Origin of the sequence: Nostoc sp., assembly GCF_036917465.1 — a bacterium.
In the GTDB taxonomy this organism is placed as follows: domain Bacteria; phylum Cyanobacteriota; class Cyanobacteriia; order Cyanobacteriales; family Nostocaceae; genus Nostoc.
Genome location: NZ_JBALDL010000085.1, coordinates 241,789 through 258,017, shown reverse-complemented (window position 1 = coordinate 258,017; position 16,229 = coordinate 241,789). Strand labels below are relative to the sequence as shown.

General features: G+C 35.7%; 13 protein-coding genes. All 13 read left to right on the top strand.

Annotation, left to right across the window (positions count from 1 at the left end; genetic code table 11):
- Positions 1-115 precede the first annotated feature (115 nt).
- Positions 116-2,452, top strand: coding sequence for a glycosyltransferase (locus tag V7K38_RS20730; RefSeq protein ID WP_334860281.1), 2,337 nt, complete (start codon positions 116-118; stop codon positions 2,450-2,452).
- Between the two features lie 35 nt (positions 2,453-2,487).
- The gene (locus tag V7K38_RS20725) at positions 2,488-3,708 is read left to right on the top strand and encodes a glycosyltransferase family 4 protein (RefSeq protein WP_334860280.1); all 1,221 of its coding nucleotides are present in this window, start codon (positions 2,488-2,490) and stop codon (positions 3,706-3,708) included.
- Between the two features lie 227 nt (positions 3,709-3,935).
- A complete protein-coding gene (locus V7K38_RS20720) occupies positions 3,936-4,844 on the top strand; it encodes a glycosyltransferase family 2 protein (protein WP_334860279.1) in 909 nt (302 codons plus the stop codon).
- Positions 4,845-4,952: 108 nt separating this feature from the next.
- Entirely contained in the window at positions 4,953-6,002 is a 1,050-nt protein-coding gene (locus V7K38_RS20715; protein WP_334860278.1) for an NAD-dependent epimerase/dehydratase family protein, read from the top strand.
- Between the two features lie 58 nt (positions 6,003-6,060).
- On the top strand, positions 6,061-7,077 hold the full coding sequence (locus tag V7K38_RS20710; protein WP_334860277.1) for a glycosyltransferase: 1,017 nt from the start codon (positions 6,061-6,063) through the stop codon (positions 7,075-7,077).
- Positions 7,078-7,482: 405 nt separating this feature from the next.
- Positions 7,483-7,893: a hypothetical protein gene (locus tag V7K38_RS20705; RefSeq protein WP_334860276.1), complete on the top strand. Its 411-nt coding sequence runs from the start codon at positions 7,483-7,485 to the stop codon at positions 7,891-7,893.
- A gap of 63 nt (positions 7,894-7,956) precedes the next feature.
- A complete protein-coding gene (locus V7K38_RS20700; protein WP_334860275.1) occupies positions 7,957-9,147 on the top strand; it encodes a glycosyltransferase family 4 protein in 1,191 nt (396 codons plus the stop codon).
- The gene (locus tag V7K38_RS20695; protein WP_334860274.1) at positions 9,148-10,209 is read left to right on the top strand and encodes a CgeB family protein; all 1,062 of its coding nucleotides are present in this window, start codon (positions 9,148-9,150) and stop codon (positions 10,207-10,209) included.
- 7 nt (positions 10,210-10,216) lie between these two features.
- Complete coding sequence (locus tag V7K38_RS20690) at positions 10,217-11,362, top strand: glycosyltransferase family 4 protein (protein ID WP_334860273.1); 1,146 nt, start codon at positions 10,217-10,219, stop codon at positions 11,360-11,362.
- Between the two features lie 85 nt (positions 11,363-11,447).
- A complete protein-coding gene (locus V7K38_RS20685) occupies positions 11,448-12,311 on the top strand; it encodes a hypothetical protein (protein ID WP_334860272.1) in 864 nt (287 codons plus the stop codon).
- 204 nt (positions 12,312-12,515) lie between these two features.
- Positions 12,516-13,475 carry an alpha-1,2-fucosyltransferase gene (locus V7K38_RS20680; protein WP_334860271.1) on the top strand — a complete coding sequence of 320 codons (960 nt, stop codon included), beginning with the start codon at positions 12,516-12,518 and terminating at the stop codon, positions 13,473-13,475.
- Between the two features lie 83 nt (positions 13,476-13,558).
- A complete protein-coding gene (locus V7K38_RS20675; protein ID WP_334860269.1) occupies positions 13,559-14,746 on the top strand; it encodes a glycosyltransferase in 1,188 nt (395 codons plus the stop codon).
- A gap of 12 nt (positions 14,747-14,758) precedes the next feature.
- The gene (locus V7K38_RS20670; RefSeq protein ID WP_334860268.1) at positions 14,759-16,219 is read left to right on the top strand and encodes an O-antigen polysaccharide polymerase Wzy; all 1,461 of its coding nucleotides are present in this window, start codon (positions 14,759-14,761) and stop codon (positions 16,217-16,219) included.
- The last annotated feature ends 10 nt before the right edge of the window (positions 16,220-16,229 follow it).

Sequence of the window (16,229 nt, the reverse complement as noted above, 5' to 3'; positions counted from 1 at the left end):
TGACCCTATTATCTCCCATAACTCAACAGTAACAAGCTATATATATAGATATTAAAAGCTAGTTGTTAAGTTTGATTGTATTAAGTAGTGAAACATAAGTTAGCAAAGGAATTTTATGGAGAGGACTACTAAGCCAAAGCTTGTATTCTTTCAATGGGAAAATAAAGGTTTATCTAATTTAATAGTTTTGCACAGACAACAGCATGTAAAGTGCCTATCAGAATTCTTTGAAGTAACTGTAATTAATGAAAATTGCGACTACCAACAAATTTGTGATAAGTATCAACCAGAATTAACACTTTTTGAAAGTGGTGTAAACTATCAACATTGTAAAAAGCTGGAACTCAAGAATACCCATACTTATCCAGAAATACCTAAATTAGGCTTTCATAATGGAGACTCTTGGTGTGAAGCACGGGCAGGTTTTATTTCCGATATGGAAAATTGGGGAATAAAAACTTTCTTTACTATTTGTACTACTACGGCTGAACATACACCAGAGATTGCTGAAAACTTATTTGTGTGGCCAAATTTTATAGATGCTGAGACATATCGAGACTATGGAGAATCAAAAATTATTCCTGTATTATTTAATGGTTACATACATACTCTATACCCTTGGCGGCAAAAAATTTATAAAACTGTTTCTCAATTTTATCCCTCATTAACTTGTCCTCATGCTGGATATTCTGATAAGCATTCTAAGCGAATGATATATGGTGAACAATACGCCCGGACGATAAATGCTTCTTGGTTTGTACCAACATGTGGAACAGTAGAGAAAGAGATTGTTCGCAAGCATTTTGAAATACCAGCTTGTAAATCTTGTCTAATTACAGAAAAAACAGCTTCTGTTGAAGCTAGTGGATTTGTTGATATGCAAAATTGTGTATTTGCCGATCAAAGTGATATCTTATATAAGATTGACTACCTATTTCAAAACCCAGAAAAACTAGAGTTGATTATTAATGCAGGATATGATCTTGTTCATTCTAGGCACACTTTAAAACAACGAGATCAAATTTTTCAATGGTTTAACCTTTATAAAGATATTAAACCAAATCAAAAAATTGTTCAGACAAGCCCTTTTGAGCCACTTATTATTGTAGAACAATCATCTGGAATTAAAAATTCACATATTATTGGTAATGGATTAATTCTACAGCTTATACGCCAAGGAGATGCAAAACTCCAGGCTTGTAAATATAAAGAAGCAGAGGCTTTATATCTAAAATGCGCAAACCATATATCTTGGATGCCTGAGCCTAAACTGCGGTTGACAATATGTAATCTCTACAAAGGAGACTCAGAAACAGCCCTATATTGGATTACTCAACCACTCAAATATACTCTTGAAGAATACCAAGCCTCAGACCCTGACCCAGTAGAATGGGCTTATTTTATAATTTCTCTACTTTGTCATGGAAAATTAGATGATGCTATTAAGAGTGCTTACCAATTTCCATGCCTTTCTCATCCGATTCTAGATCGTACTCGTTGGGTAATTAATTTACTTAACAATAGAGAATATAATACTATACCGGACTTAAAACAATCTAAGCATCGGTATAGTATTCATCAATTACCTAATCAAATATTTGATGACTGGATTAATCATTTATGCATTATACTTCACTCATGTGAACAGCTTGAATTAGAAAAAAAAATAATTAATTTGACTTCCTCGGATAAGGAATTCCAAGTAAAAATAAAACAAACTAACAATTACACTAACGAATATCATACCAGTGACAAAAGTTTCTTTAGAAAATATTTTCCTAAAGAACCTAAATATGATAAAAGACTATGGACACAATCAAAAATTAAATCAATATTTTTTAGAGGGCTGCGTTATTTAGAAAATAAATTTGGCTACTTTCTTCCTTATGAATTATCAGAAATAAAAAATGATGAGTTTTTCTCAGCTATTCGAGAAATGGTAGCGAGTGATAAAGTTAATTCAGCTTTATTGATTGGGGCATCTAAGGGAAAACCAGCAACTGAAGCTTTTTTAGCAGGTATCCGAGAAAATAAGAATAGACCAACAGGATTCTGTATGAACGTTCTGACATCTCGATTTGTGCAACTGCAAAAATGCTATAATAACGATGATTTAATTAAGTGTTATCAAATCTCATCTATTTCAAATGAAATAAATAGTGATCTCAAAAAAGCCAAGCTAGAAAATGCAATTGATTATTTTGATTTAGTAATGATTAATCCTTTGGAACTTAGTGTTTTCATTAATTTAGATCAGATATTAGGAGCGAAGTTTATTCTTATTGACAATATAAGTGATTTCGATAAGTATAAAATTTACCAAGAATTAGTAGAAGAAAAAAATTATCAAATAGTAGCTTTTAATCCATCTCTCCGAAATGGATATGCCGTTTTTAGAAAAGGTAATAATAACAAGCAGTTATTATTAGAGAAAATTACCCTGAATATGTGAAAAAAATAGTTTAACTAAGCCTATGAGTCAATAGTATGAAGGTCTTACATATTAATCAATCAGATATTGGTGGAGGAGCCGCGATCGCAGGCTACCGACTTCATCAAGGTTTATTAGCTCAAGGCATTAATTCGCGCTTGCTGGTAGGAGAAGTCAAAACAAGTAGCGATCGCGTGGCGGTTGTCCCTTCGAAGCGCCGGATCGAAAATCAACTTTATCGCATTACTGGACGTTCTGGGCTGAACTATATTAACGTGCTCGGTAGCTTTGATATTGCCAAACATAGCTTTTATCAAGAAGCAGATATCATTAATTTTCATAACCTGCATACTGGTTATTTTAATTATTTGTCAATTCCCTCACTAACTAAAAACAAACCTGCTGTTTTTACACTCCACGATATGTGGAGCTTTACCGGACATTGCGCCTATAGCTATGATTGTGATCGCTGGAAAACTGGCTGCGGTCAATGTCCTTATCCAGAAACATATCCAGCTATTTCCAGAGATAATACTCCCCTAGAGTGCAAACTAAAAAACTGGGTTTATAGCCGCTCCAATCTAACTGTCGTGGCTCCCAGCAAATGGCTAGTTGAGCAAGTAAAGCAAAGTATGCTCAACCGCTTCCCAATTCATCACATTCCTAACGGAATTGATACAGAAGCTTATCAACCTCTAGATCCCGAACAATGCCGTTCAATCCTTAGTATTCCCTTATGTAAAAAAGTTTTGATGTTTGGATCTGAGGATATTAAGGATCGTCGTAAGGGTGGTGACTTACTGTTAAAGGCTCTCCAGAGCTTACCAGATTCACTAAAAGCTGAAATTTCACTACTAATTATGGGCAATGGTGGTGAAGCAATCTCGGAAACTGTCGGTATGCCAAATCTAAATCTTGGTTACATCAACAGCGATCGCCTTAAATCCATTGCCTATTCTGCTGCTGACCTGTTTATTTTTCCCACCCGTGCTGATAATCTACCTTTGGTGCTTCAAGAGAGTATGGCTTGTGCTACTCCAATGGTATCGTTCAAAATTGGTGGTGTTCCAGATTTAGTGCGTCATGGAGTTACTGGCTATTTAGCTCAACCAGAAGATACCCAAGATTTCTGTAATGGCATTATACAGCTACTAGAAGACGAGAATCTACGGCAAAGCATGGCTGATAATTGTAGGGCGATCGCTCTAGAGGAATACTCTCTAGAAGTGCAGGCGCAGCGATACATTGAACTATATCGTCAGGTCTTGCATAATTAAGAGTGCGATCGCATGAGTCAAAATTGTCGAGCGATCGCCCTACAGGAGTACCCGCTAGAGCTACAGGCTCAACGATATATTGAGCTATAGTCAGCTGTTGGAAAATTAGAAGGCGATAACCTCCGTCAGGCTACGCAAACGCATGGAGCAAAACTGTTACTAGTGGGAGGACTCAACCCTAACAGCAATAGACCAAAATTACCGATTATGAGACTTAGCTAAAACTTATGATGCTTAAAGAAGCGCCAAAAATTTCTATCGTAACTCCTTCTTTCAATCAAGCTGAATTTATTGAAGCAACCATCCAAAGTGTGTTGTCCCAAAATTATCCTAATCTTGAATATATCATTATTGATGGTGGATCAACAGATGGCAGTTTAGAAATTATTAAAAAATACGAAAGCTATCTTCACTTCTGGTGCAGTGAACCTGACAAGGGTCAATATGATGCTATCAACAAGGGATTTGCCTATGCCAATGGTGAGATTATGGCATGGCTGAATAGTGATGATATGTATTGTACATGGGCATTAAAAACAGTAGCTAATATTATGTCTAAACTTCCGCAAGTGGAGTGGTTAACAACGTTAAACCCTGGCGGCTGGGATTGGCATGGTTTCTGTACAGGATTTGGCTCAATTCCTGGTTATTCCAGGCAAGCATTTTTGGATGGTTATTTCGTTCCTTGGGGTAGAAAGAGTAAGAATAAATGCTGGATAATACAGCAGGAGTCTACTTTTTGGCATCGCAGTCTATGGGAAAAAGCGGGAAGTTATCTACGTACAGATTTAAAATTAGCAAGTGACTTTGAACTATGGTCACGCTTTTTTTCTCATGCAGAACTATATGGAACCTACTCACCATTGGGCGGTTTCCGCAGCCAATCAAAACAGAAGACTACAGATAAATTAGCGTATGCCAGTGAGTCGGAAAAATTGCTATCTCCTATGCGAGATAAACTGGGTTATTCTCCAAATATTTACACAAATCTATCAATAAAATTGAAGCTTGATAAAATACCTAAAGTCAGTAACATAGTTGCTTCAAAGTTTGGTTACATAGGCAAAAAGGTAGTTAAACATAATCTATCTTTCCCAGATTCTTATTGGGAAATAGAAGAATATAAGTTTATTTAAAAAACATCTTATTATCAATTTATGAACTTTTGGTAACAAACATCACTTCAGGTGATAATTAGTAATTGAAGTCAGAATAAACTAGATTGAAAATTGCTTTGAATAAGAATGAAAAAATTACTTGTTACAGGTTCTTCTGGCCTCATTGGTTCAGAAGTTGTTAACTACTTCTGCAAAGAAGAGTGGGAAGTCTATGGTATTGATAACAATCAACGATCTGACTTCTTTGGTGCTGCTGGTGATACCCGCTGGAACCAAAAACGTCTGTTAGAAAACCATGAAAACTTTCAGCATGTTGAACTGGATATTCGCGATCGCTTAGGAATTCTCAATTGTCTAGAGTCCTTAAAACCTGATATGGTGGTTCACACTGCTGCTCAACCCAGCCACGACTTAGCAGCATCTCGACCATTCGATGATTTTGATGTTAACGCTGTTGGTACTCTCAATCTTTTAGAAGCAGTTCGCCAACACGTTCCTGAAACAGTGTTCATTCACATGAGTACCAACAAAGTTTATGGCGATCGCCCCAACACTATCCCTTTAAAGGAGTTAGATACTCGCTGGGACTATAGCGATCCACACTACTACAATGGTATTACTGAAGACTTTTCCATCGATCAAAGTAAACATAGCCTCTTTGGAGCTTCTAAAGTAGCATCTGATGTTTTAGTACAGGAGTATGGACGCTACTTTGGGATAAAGACCTGTTGTTTGCGTGGTGGCTGTTTAACAGGGCCAAATCATAGCGGTGTTGAATTACATGGATTTTTGAGTTATTTAATTAAGTGCAATTTGGAAGGTAAAGTTTATCGCATTTACGGATACAAGGGTAAGCAGGTCAGAGATAATATCCATTCTCTGGATGTAGCTAGGTTCATTCACGCCTTTTGGGGAAATCCCCGTTGTGCTGAGGTGTATAATTTGGGTGGCGGTAGGCAGAATAGTTGCTCAATTTTAGAGGCTTTTGAGCGAATTGCTACCCTTAGCGGCAAGAAGATGCAGTACGAATATGTTGATAAAAACCGCGAGGGAGATCACATTTGCTACATCAGCGACTTGAGCAAAATGCAGTCTCAATATCCAGAGTGGAGTCTCACCAAATCATTAGATAATATTTTTGAGGAAATCTACCAAAGTTGGCAACACAGATTGTAGTGAAATATGGTTGATCTACTTTCTATTTTCGCTCTAATTTTATGCCTGACTAATAAGGATGATGAACTTAAAGCATATTGTACTTACTGACCCGGATATCAATGGTTTTGAATATGGAATGCTTCGAGATTTTGAGGAAGAAATAATTCGCGTTACGAGTGGACATCCTGTAGTAATGCCAAAGCGAAAATTACCAACCTTTATTGAGGATCGGATAGGACATGGAACTCGATATGGTAACTTGCGAAAATTGATTCCAAAAGTTGAGTATGACCTGAAAGCAGATGTTCTTTGGGTCATATTAATGGGCCCCGAAAATTTTCCTCTCGATTTATTCAAAAATTGGGATCGACATGTTGGAGTTAAAATCCTTTACATATTTGATACTTTTGAGGGACAACTACCCTCAATCCGTCGGGTTTTAGACTCAACAAAATGGGATCTTGCCATCACTTCCTTTCATGGAGCGCTTCCCTTTTTGGAGGAACAAACACAACACAAATGGTATGCTGTCCCTCAAGGCGTGAAGCTTGATAGATTTAAACTAGTTGCCAAAGAAGAAAAATTAATTAGTTTTTCTGCTTATGGTCGCCGACTACAAAATGTTCATAACAGTATCAAAGAATACTGTTTGCAAACTCATAATTATTATGAATACACCACTACAACTGGTCTACAACCGCAACTAGACCCCTGCGAAAATTATAGACAATATGCATGGCATCTTGCCCACAGTTTTTTTACCTTCTCCTGGCCTGTAGAGTTAACTAATCCAAAAAGGGTTCTGACATTTAGTCCAATAACTTGTAGATGGTTTGAAGCAGCTGCTAGCGGCACAGTGATTCTTGGACAAGCTCCTAAAGAGCCTGAATTTGAAAAGATATTTGGTTCTGATTTAGTAATTCCAATAGATTATATAAATACTCCAGAGAATTTGCAGTTGATTTGGGAAGAACTCTGGGAAAATCGATCCTCTTATCTTCAAGCTGCTTTAACGAGGAGAGAAAAATTAGCATATAAATGGAGTTGGGAAAATAGAGTCAAGGAGATTTTGCAGCTACTAAACTTAAGTTAATATTCATTCAAAATTAATAATCTTGTTGGCAAAATCTTTAATAATCATGAGACATAAGAAGTACATAATAAAATTATTTTGATTATCTTGACTTATCACGGATATGAAAAATACTGCAATTATTTTGTTGAATATCTCAAGTATTCCTGGCCTAATCATCCAGAAATTTTGTTTTTAACAGATGGGAAAACTATCAATTATCCTAACGTTATTTCGATTGATTCAGACCAATGGTTGATTGTTTTGCATGAAGGGTTAAAATAAATAAAATATATATATCCTCATCTTGATTATACATACCTAGTTTTAGAAGATTTAATTCCTCTGGTTAAAGTATCTAATTCCCATCTTGCCAAGGTTGAAAACATCGTCATCCAACATCAACTTGATTGTATGAGTTTTGTTGTGTACGACCACAAACATTTAGGCAACGCTCTGGTAGAAATTGATGGGATTAATTTTTATCAACTACCCACTAATTTCCCATTTTATAGTCAATTACAACCAGCTATTTGGAATGTTGAATATTTAATAAATATTCGTCAACATGCCTATGAACAGAATACTTTAGAACCTTGGTCTTTTGAAAAAATAACCCTTCGTAAACAACATTATGTTTCTGAATATTCATGGCCTAGTGTCATGCATGGATTCTTACATGATAAGCATCCGGTGTGGGAATCTATTTGGAAAATTAAAACCCCAGAGGGTGCAAAGTTTAGAAATAGTTTAATTAGAGAGTATATGTCTTGGGGATTTAATCGCACATTAGAAAAAATTACTGAACATAAGCTCTTAAAATTCTTACCAAGATAAATTGTTTATAATTTAATTTTAATATTTAATTAGATGAAAACCTCTTAATATTTTATTTAAAAAATGCTACGTATAGCTTACTTTGTCTCTCATCCCATTCAGTATCAAGCTCCTTTGTTGCGGCTCATAGCCGCAGATCCGGAAATTGACCTAAAAGTGTTTTTCTATAGCGATTTCTCCTTGAAGGCTTATCAAGATGCGGGATTCGGGCGATTAATCGAATGGGATGTGCCATTAACACAAGGTTACGATTATCATTTTTTAGACTGCTGGGGTAGTAAAAAACAACAAAGTGTCTTACAACAATCTTTTGCTAAAGATATTTCTAAACAGTTAAAACAAGGAGAATTCGATGCAGTTTGGGTACATGGCTGGTCTTGGCTTTGTGGCATCCAAGCAGTTCTGGCAGCTAACCAGTTGGGCATTCCAGTATTGATTCGGGGAGAGTCTAATAGTATAAGTGAACCAACTAATCCACTGAAAAAAATTGCAAAAAAAGCTTTTTTAAGCTGGCTTTTTAAGAAGATAGCTGGTTTTCTATACATTGGGACTTTTAATCGTCAGTTTTACAAGAGTTATGGAGTTGAGGATAAACAGCTATTTTGCCTACCCTATGCCGTAGATAATGACTATTTCCAGAAGCAAGCAATGCTAGCTAGTAGCAAACGTGAGGAACTGCGGCGATCGCTTAATTTAGATCCTGGTAGACCGATTATTCTTTACGCTGCCAAGCTGATTGATGTCAAGCGTCCTCTGGATTTACTCGCGGCTTATCGATTGCTCTCATCTGATGGTGTCCAAGAGCCAGATCCCTACCTGTTGTTTGTCGGAGATGGAGTTTTGCGCCCAACTCTAGAAGCCCTTGCTAAAGAAACAAACTGGCAGTCAATTCACTTTTTAGGTTTTCGCAATCAGTCGCAAATGCCTGCTGTTTATGATTTATGCGACGTATTTGTCTTACCATCTGATTTTGAGCCTTGGGGATTGGCAATCAATGAGGTGATGAATGCAGGAAAAGCAGTAGTTGTGAGCGATCGCGTGGGCTGTGTGCCTGACTTGGTGAAAGATGGACAAAATGGACGAACTTTTCCTGTAGGAGATGTTGCGGCTTTGGCAGAGTCAATTCGCTGGGCGATCGCAAACCGTACTTCTTTGGGAGATTGCAGTTTGAAAATTATTCAGGAGTGGAGCTATCAGGAAGACGTACAAGGACTCAAACAAGCCTTAAATTACTTGCAGGTGAGAGTAGCTTAAATGAAAAAAGTATTGATTGTAGGAGAAAACCTGGAAATAGGGCGTACTGAGGAAGTTTACAGTCGAGGATTTTCGTCATTGGGCTGTGAGGTACAACTTTTCACCTGGAAAGAAGCGACATCCAGTTTATCTCCTGGTTCATTGTGGGGTAGAGTTGCCTGGCGATTGGCATGGCAATTATTAGGAAACTTAGCAAATAATAAATTACTAGAGAAAGCAAATCAATTTCAACCTGATTTGACTTTAGTTATTTCACCTCGTTTAGTTCATCCTGATAGCATTTTAGCTTTGCAGCAATATGGTTTAGTCTTTGTCTTTTATACAGATAATCCGATAGATGCTCATCATACTCACACTAATTCTTGGGTACAAGGAGGATTTCCCTTATGGGACGCAGCTTTCATTTGGAGCCAAGAACTTGTTAAGCGTCTCAAGGACAATGGTGTTAAAAAAGCTATCTTTCACCCCTTTTGTAGCGATGTAGAATATCATTTACCTCAACGCCAGATTAACCCAGTATATGATGTGGCGTTTATCGGTAACTGGGATGCTAGCCGGAAACGAGAGCAGTATTTGAAGGCGATCGCTAATTATCGGTTAGGACTTTGGGGGTCAAATTACTGGAATACTCATTGTCAAGAATCATCCTTAAAAGGTTTGTGTCAAGGAATGTGCAGTTATCTAGAAATTCCTCAATTTTTAGGCTCTGCTAAAATGGGCCTCAATATTCTGCGCCCGCAGAATGAAGAAGGACATAATATTAGAACATTTGAGATTCCTATTACAAAAACACTGATGCTGAGTGAGCGGAGTCAAGTGTTACTAAATTTATTTGCAGAAGATAAAGAAGCTGTATATTTTTCTAGTCCTGATGAGTTAAGACAGAAAGTTGAGTATTTAACACAGAATCTCACTTTAATTGAGTCTATTGCTGAAGCAGGGTATAAAAAAGCATTAGCAAACACTATTGCTGATAGAGTAACAGAAATTGCTCATCTTTATCAAGAACTCAAACTTTCCCAATGTAGCGATTCTCAGATTTTACAAAATTATAAGGTATAGTACACCTATGAAAGTCACTGTCTCAGTTTTTGGACGATTTTGGGCTTTTTATTTAACACAGCAATTACAAAAAAGAGGTTATTTACACGAATTAATATCTACCTATCCAACTTTTGAAATCACTAAGTATGCTATAGATAAGAATTTGATTCATTCTATATGGCATCTGGAAGTTTTATCCCGTAGTTGGTATAAATTACCAAGTTGGCTAAGAGGCGATCGCAACTTACAACTCTGGTTTCTAGAGGAATTTGATCGCTCGGTGACAAATAGTTTATCACCAGGGTTTGACTTGTTTGTCGGTTGGTCAGGATGTAATTTTTGGTCTCTGCATAGGGCTAAAGAACTGGGTGCTAAAACAGTAATTGAGCGTGGTAGTAGCCATATGCATTATCAAACAGAAATTATTAAAGAAGAATATGAAAGATGGGGATTAAAATTTAATGAAACACATCCCGGAGTATACGAAAGAGAAATACAATCTTATGCTGATGCTGACAGAATTACTATTCCTAGCCTATTTGCCAAGCGTACTTTTTTAGAACAGGGAATACCAGAAAGTAAACTAATTCATGTTACTTATGGAACTTCTCTTGCAGAGTTTTATCCAGTTCCAAAAGAAGATGATATCTTTCGAGTTATCCACTGTGGTGGTATCACAATCCGCAAAGGTATACAGTATTTATTACAAGCTTTTTATGAATTAAACTTACCCAAAGCTGAGTTGTGGCTTGTGGGTTCAATTGCTCCCGAAATCCAGCCTTTTTTAGCAAAATATCAAAGCGATCGCATTATTATTAAAGGCACATACCCTCAAAAAGAACTACGTTTACTATATTCTCAGTGTTCAGTATTTTGTTTAGCTTCGATTGAAGATGGTTTTGGCATGGTGATTCCTCAAGCAATGGCATGTGGTCTACCTGTGATTCATACAACAAATACAGGTGGTGAGGATATTGTGCGAGAAGGTGTTGATGGATTTTGTGTACCAATTCGGGATATAGAAGCTCTCAAAGAGAAAATTTTATTTTTCTATGAAAATCCAGAGCGACGAGATGAGATGGGTAGAAATGCTCTAGAACAAGCACGTAAATCCCTCTCTTGGGATGACTACGGACACAAGATAGTTAATGCTTACTTGAATATACTTTGAAAAGGATTAGTAGCAGAAAATGCTGAGAAATAATATTAGAAGGTTTGCTGTAATAAATTATTACGTTAGATTTTTTTTGTTTTCAATGAATGAGAATAAAAGGAACAATTCTTTTATAACTTGTGCCGGAAAAGATGATGGGGTTGGGGCACAACTAATAGCAATTCTGTCAACTATATTATTTGCTCATGAATTAGGCATACAATACGTTCATACGCCTTTTAGAAATATAGCCCATAACGATAATAATGATTTGAACTTTGAGCATAAATGGGAGATATCTATCAATATAGGATTTAATGAGCTTAGTATTAACCAGATAGATTTAAATGAAATAACCGTTATTTGTGTAAACAACATAACCCAAGTAGAAATAAAAGATAATACTTTGTACGTCATCCCACATTGTCATGAATTTACGAAGATCAATCCGAATAAATATTCAAAATTATTAGAAAGATTTTTTTACAAGTATGAAAAAGCACCAACAAAGAGCAGTTTATACTTTGATAGCGCGAAAATAAACATAGCAATTCATATAAGAAGGGGAGATGTAATAAAAGATGACAAAGATAGATATACAGCTAATTGTTTTTATACAAAAATAATAACTCAACTATCTGATTTACTAAATGAATTAGAGTTAGAACATACTTTTCACCTTTATTCCGAAGGTATAATTGAAGAGTTTTCAGAGTTTAATGATGACAACATCATTCTTCATTTAAATGAATGTCCTTTTACTACATTTCATCATCTGGTATCTGCTGATGTATTGGTTATGGCTAAGAGTGCTTTTAGTTATAGTGCAGCCTTATTTTCCAAAGGCATAAAAATCTACCTACCATTTCAACACAGAGCATTAAAAGATTGGCTAGTGGTGAGAAAGAATGCTTGTTTCAATAAAGACAAACTAAAAAAGATGGTTTTACAAAATAAATCACTATGATTTCTGATATATAAATTGACATCTAGAGGTTTCCTTTCAGAAATGATTGTTTTCGGATCGCAGAAATTCGTCGACTTATTATTGAAATTTAAAGTAGTCTCAAAAACAAATTATTTTATAGGTATTCATGCTTTCAATATCTCGAAATTTATTTCATTGATTCACCATTCTCCTTCTGAATGTTTTAACTTGGTATAACAGCATATGAGCCAAAAATCTAACCATAACCAAAAAACTAAATTTTTAGTTTATGCTCGATTACCTAAAGCTGGCTTAGGTAACATGCTGCTAGTTTGGTCAAGGGCAGTTCTGTTTGCACATATTAATCGCTTTCCTGTTGTTTCACCAGATTGGGGTAAGTTTGTAATTGGACCTTATTTAAGAGGTGAAAGAGATAAAAGATACTATGGTCATCTATTTTCCAAAAAAATTTATGTATCCAAGTTTAATTATTATCTTGCAATTTTAAAAAAGGATACATATATTCACAACAATCCTGTCATATCTCCAATAGAACTATCTAATTTAGAATCACAACAATCAGACTTTTATCTATTTATTTTTAATCAATTGCCACATTGGAGTGACTTCTTTGTAGATTTAAAAACACATCAACCAATTATTAAAGAGAGACTACTTGCAAGTATTCGTCCATCTGTACTTGAAGCTATTTCTAACCGTTCAGCACCCCAAATCGGTATTCATATTAGAATGGGCGACTTTAGAGTACTTAAATCGGAGGATGATTTCAGTAAATTAGGTGGTGTTCGCACTCCTTTTAGCTGGTTCATTAAGGTGATTGATGCCATTCGTGAAATTGCTGGCTATGATGTGCCAGTAACCATATTTTCAGATGGTCACGATCATGAGCTAAGTCAGTTACTAACCCTTTCCCAAGTTTCTCGTTCATCTACTGCCTCTGCTCTATCTGATATGCTTACTTTATCTAAAAGCAAGCTTTTAATTACTTCTAGTGGTAGTACATTTAGCTACTGGGCTTCATATTTGGGAAAGTGTCCTACTATATCGCATCCAGCACATTTCCATGCCAGTGTTTTCTCTCCTGATATTACCCAAAGTGTATTTGAAGGTGGCTTTGATCCTGATTGTATGCAAGCACCAGACTTACTTGTCCGTAATATTAAATCAGTCTTCGAGCATTAGTAGTAAATCTTGCTTGCTGACAAAGTTAGACAAAATTATACACTTTATCAAGAATTTCAACTAACTCTGTCTTAGATATAGCAATGGGTAAAAAAAGCATTGGAATACTTATATACGCCAATCCAGACCACTATCCTCCTACAATTAACGCTATTCACTTGTTAGCAGAATATTTTGATGTAGTGTTGATTAGTCGTAATCAAAATCTTCCTTTTTGGGAATATCCAGCTAATGTCATAGTACATCGTTTAGGCAAATATACATCAGTGAGAGAAAGAGAACAACAATCTGCTGGAAATAAGATTTGGGAATATATTAATTTTGTGGAACAAGCCAGACTTCTTCTCAAAGATGTATCTCTTATATATGCCTATGATGCTTTTGGGTATGTAGCTGCTTATCTTTCCCATCTGATGCAAACTCGGTCAATTATACTGATTTACCATAACCATGACCTTAATGAACAGTTATTTCCTCTGTCTTCCCTATCAGGATGGGTTCAGAGAGTAGAAAGAAAGTGCGTACATAAAGCTAATCTTGTTGTCTTTCCCTCTGACGAACGAGCTTTTTTATTCAAAAAACTCACAAATTTCAATGGGAAACTATTAATAGTACCCAATTTTCCCAGAAAAACATATTTCAAAGAAAATCCTAATTTCAAAAATATCATATCAGAACGGTTAAAAAAACTTACAATATTACTACAAGGGGCTATTTCTATAAAAAATTCTTTGCTGGAATTAATTGATTCACTCACTTATTTAGATAACTCCATAGAACTTAAACTTATTGGGCCTCTTCAGGAAGAAGAAAAACATTTAATGAAAGATTTAGCTATCCGCAATAAGGTAGCAGATCGTGTTAAGTATTTTCTACCAGTTCCCTACAATGAACTTCCTTTGCATACTTGGGCGGCTTCCATTGGTGTATGTTTATACAAAAAAACAGATATCAACCATCAAACAATGGGAACAGCATCAAATAAAATTTATGAGTATGCTGCTTGCGGATTACCTGTGATTGTCAGCGACCAGCCTGATTATCGAGAAAATCTTGGGGGCGAAATTTGGGTTCGTTTTGCCGATCCTGATAATCCTGAATCTATTGCGTCTGCCGTTAAAGATATATTAAATAACTTAGAGAAATACGAAGAAATGTGTTTAGCGGCTCGGCAAGCTTTTGAAGAGAAGTACAATTATGAGTCGGCTTTTTCCTCTTTGCTTACTCAAATTAAAGATTTAGTTAATTGTAGCTTGCTAGCAAAGGATTAGTTAAATAAACTAATGCATAATTATTATACTGAACAGGCAGAAAAGCATTATACAATCGCTATTATTCGAGCAAGAAAAAAGCAGGAGACTTATTTAAAAAGAATCTGCTTATTGCTTATATTTGGTCTAGTTGTAGGTAGTTTTTATCTATGGGAACACCGTCCAGAATCACTCTCAACTGATAAAGCAATTCTGGTAATGAATATACTCTGGCTAGGTTTTCTGCCAAGTATACAATATCTATTAGATCGGAACCGACCCCCGATGCCATTTCTCCCACTAATGGGGATTTTTTACGTCAATAGCTTCGCTTTACCTATGTTTTCTAGTGAGAAGTTAGGTACAGGTAGTTGGTCTCAAACCCATGTTAGTGTTCAGTCTTTGCAACTCACAGTTATAGGGTTGCTTGGGATGATTATTGCTTTTTATATATCTAAATTTTCGTTTTTGAAAAAAGTTTCTCATCTTAAATTACCTGCCTACTCACTAAGTAAACTTATTAGTCCACTCAGGCTAATAGTAGTATTTCATATTATTTTTTCTTACTTGATCAAAGTTCCATCTATAGATCAGTTATCAGATACTATTGGGAATATAGGTTATGGAATGTTTTATATTATCTGGTCACGTGGTCATAAAATATCACCACAAACTAAACTAATTATAGGTTCATGTTTTATATTTGACTTGCTCCAACGTTTTATTGGAGGTTCATTAGCTAATATTGGATTCCTAGGTACGTTCATGGGTATAGTTATTTTTTATGAACACAAACGAATACCAATTTTTTTGATTAGTACTTTATTGTTATTTTTTCTAACTTTCAATGTAGTAAAAGGTGAGTATCGTCAGTTAACTTGGTTCGGCGGACCATACTCTAATGCAAGTCCTATAGAAAAGGCTCAATTGTTTATAGATATTGCTGTAAAAAATTACTCTAATCCTGAAAGTAAATCAGGAAAACAAGAGTCTTCGACTGCTTCGGCTATCGCTAGAACTGCACATATTATACTGTTTTCAAAAGTAATTGCAGATACTCCTAAATTAATTCCTTATTGGAATGGCGAAAGCTACTTTGGCTTCGTTACAAAGTTTATTCCTCGTATTTTATGGCCCAATAAACCTTCAGAAGCTATCGGGAATGTATTTGGTAGACGTTATAGATATATAGGAATTAAAGATTATGGGACTACGGTTAATCTTCCCTTGATGGTAGAAATGTATGCTAATTTTGGGGCTTCAGGTGTGCAGATAGGGATGGCACTTTTAGGATTATTATTTGCTTTTTTGGAGCAAAAACTTAATTCTCCCAAAATGGGCAGCCTAGAAATTGTCATAGGAATTGCGATGTTGTATCCTTTTACTTCTCATGAGTGGAATTTTTCCCTCGTGTTTGGAAATGTACTTACAGTAACATTATGTATCTACCTAATGTTTAGATTTATATTGCGTCAGCAACAGGCTAAACAATAGTGAGCATACC

Bases quoted from the DNA above. Each gene is read 5' to 3' on its own strand.
- V7K38_RS20710 (WP_334860277.1), top strand. From the start codon at position 6,061: ATGATGAACTTAAAGCATATTGTACTTACTGACCCGGATATCAATGGT.
- V7K38_RS20695 (WP_334860274.1), top strand. From the start codon at position 9,148: ATGAAAAAAGTATTGATTGTAGGAGAAAACCTGGAAATAGGGCGTACT.
- V7K38_RS20720 (WP_334860279.1), top strand. From the start codon at position 3,936: ATGATGCTTAAAGAAGCGCCAAAAATTTCTATCGTAACTCCTTCTTTC.
- V7K38_RS20715 (WP_334860278.1), top strand. From the start codon at position 4,953: ATGAAAAAATTACTTGTTACAGGTTCTTCTGGCCTCATTGGTTCAGAA.
- V7K38_RS20680 (WP_334860271.1), top strand. From the start codon at position 12,516: ATGAGCCAAAAATCTAACCATAACCAAAAAACTAAATTTTTAGTTTAT.
- V7K38_RS20730 (WP_334860281.1), top strand. From the start codon at position 116: ATGGAGAGGACTACTAAGCCAAAGCTTGTATTCTTTCAATGGGAAAAT.
- V7K38_RS20690 (WP_334860273.1), top strand. From the start codon at position 10,217: ATGAAAGTCACTGTCTCAGTTTTTGGACGATTTTGGGCTTTTTATTTA.
- V7K38_RS20700 (WP_334860275.1), top strand. From the start codon at position 7,957: ATGCTACGTATAGCTTACTTTGTCTCTCATCCCATTCAGTATCAAGCT.
- V7K38_RS20685 (WP_334860272.1), top strand. From the start codon at position 11,448: ATGAATGAGAATAAAAGGAACAATTCTTTTATAACTTGTGCCGGAAAA.
- V7K38_RS20725 (WP_334860280.1), top strand. From the start codon at position 2,488: ATGAAGGTCTTACATATTAATCAATCAGATATTGGTGGAGGAGCCGCG.
- V7K38_RS20675 (WP_334860269.1), top strand. From the start codon at position 13,559: ATGGGTAAAAAAAGCATTGGAATACTTATATACGCCAATCCAGACCAC.
- V7K38_RS20670 (WP_334860268.1), top strand. From the start codon at position 14,759: ATGCATAATTATTATACTGAACAGGCAGAAAAGCATTATACAATCGCT.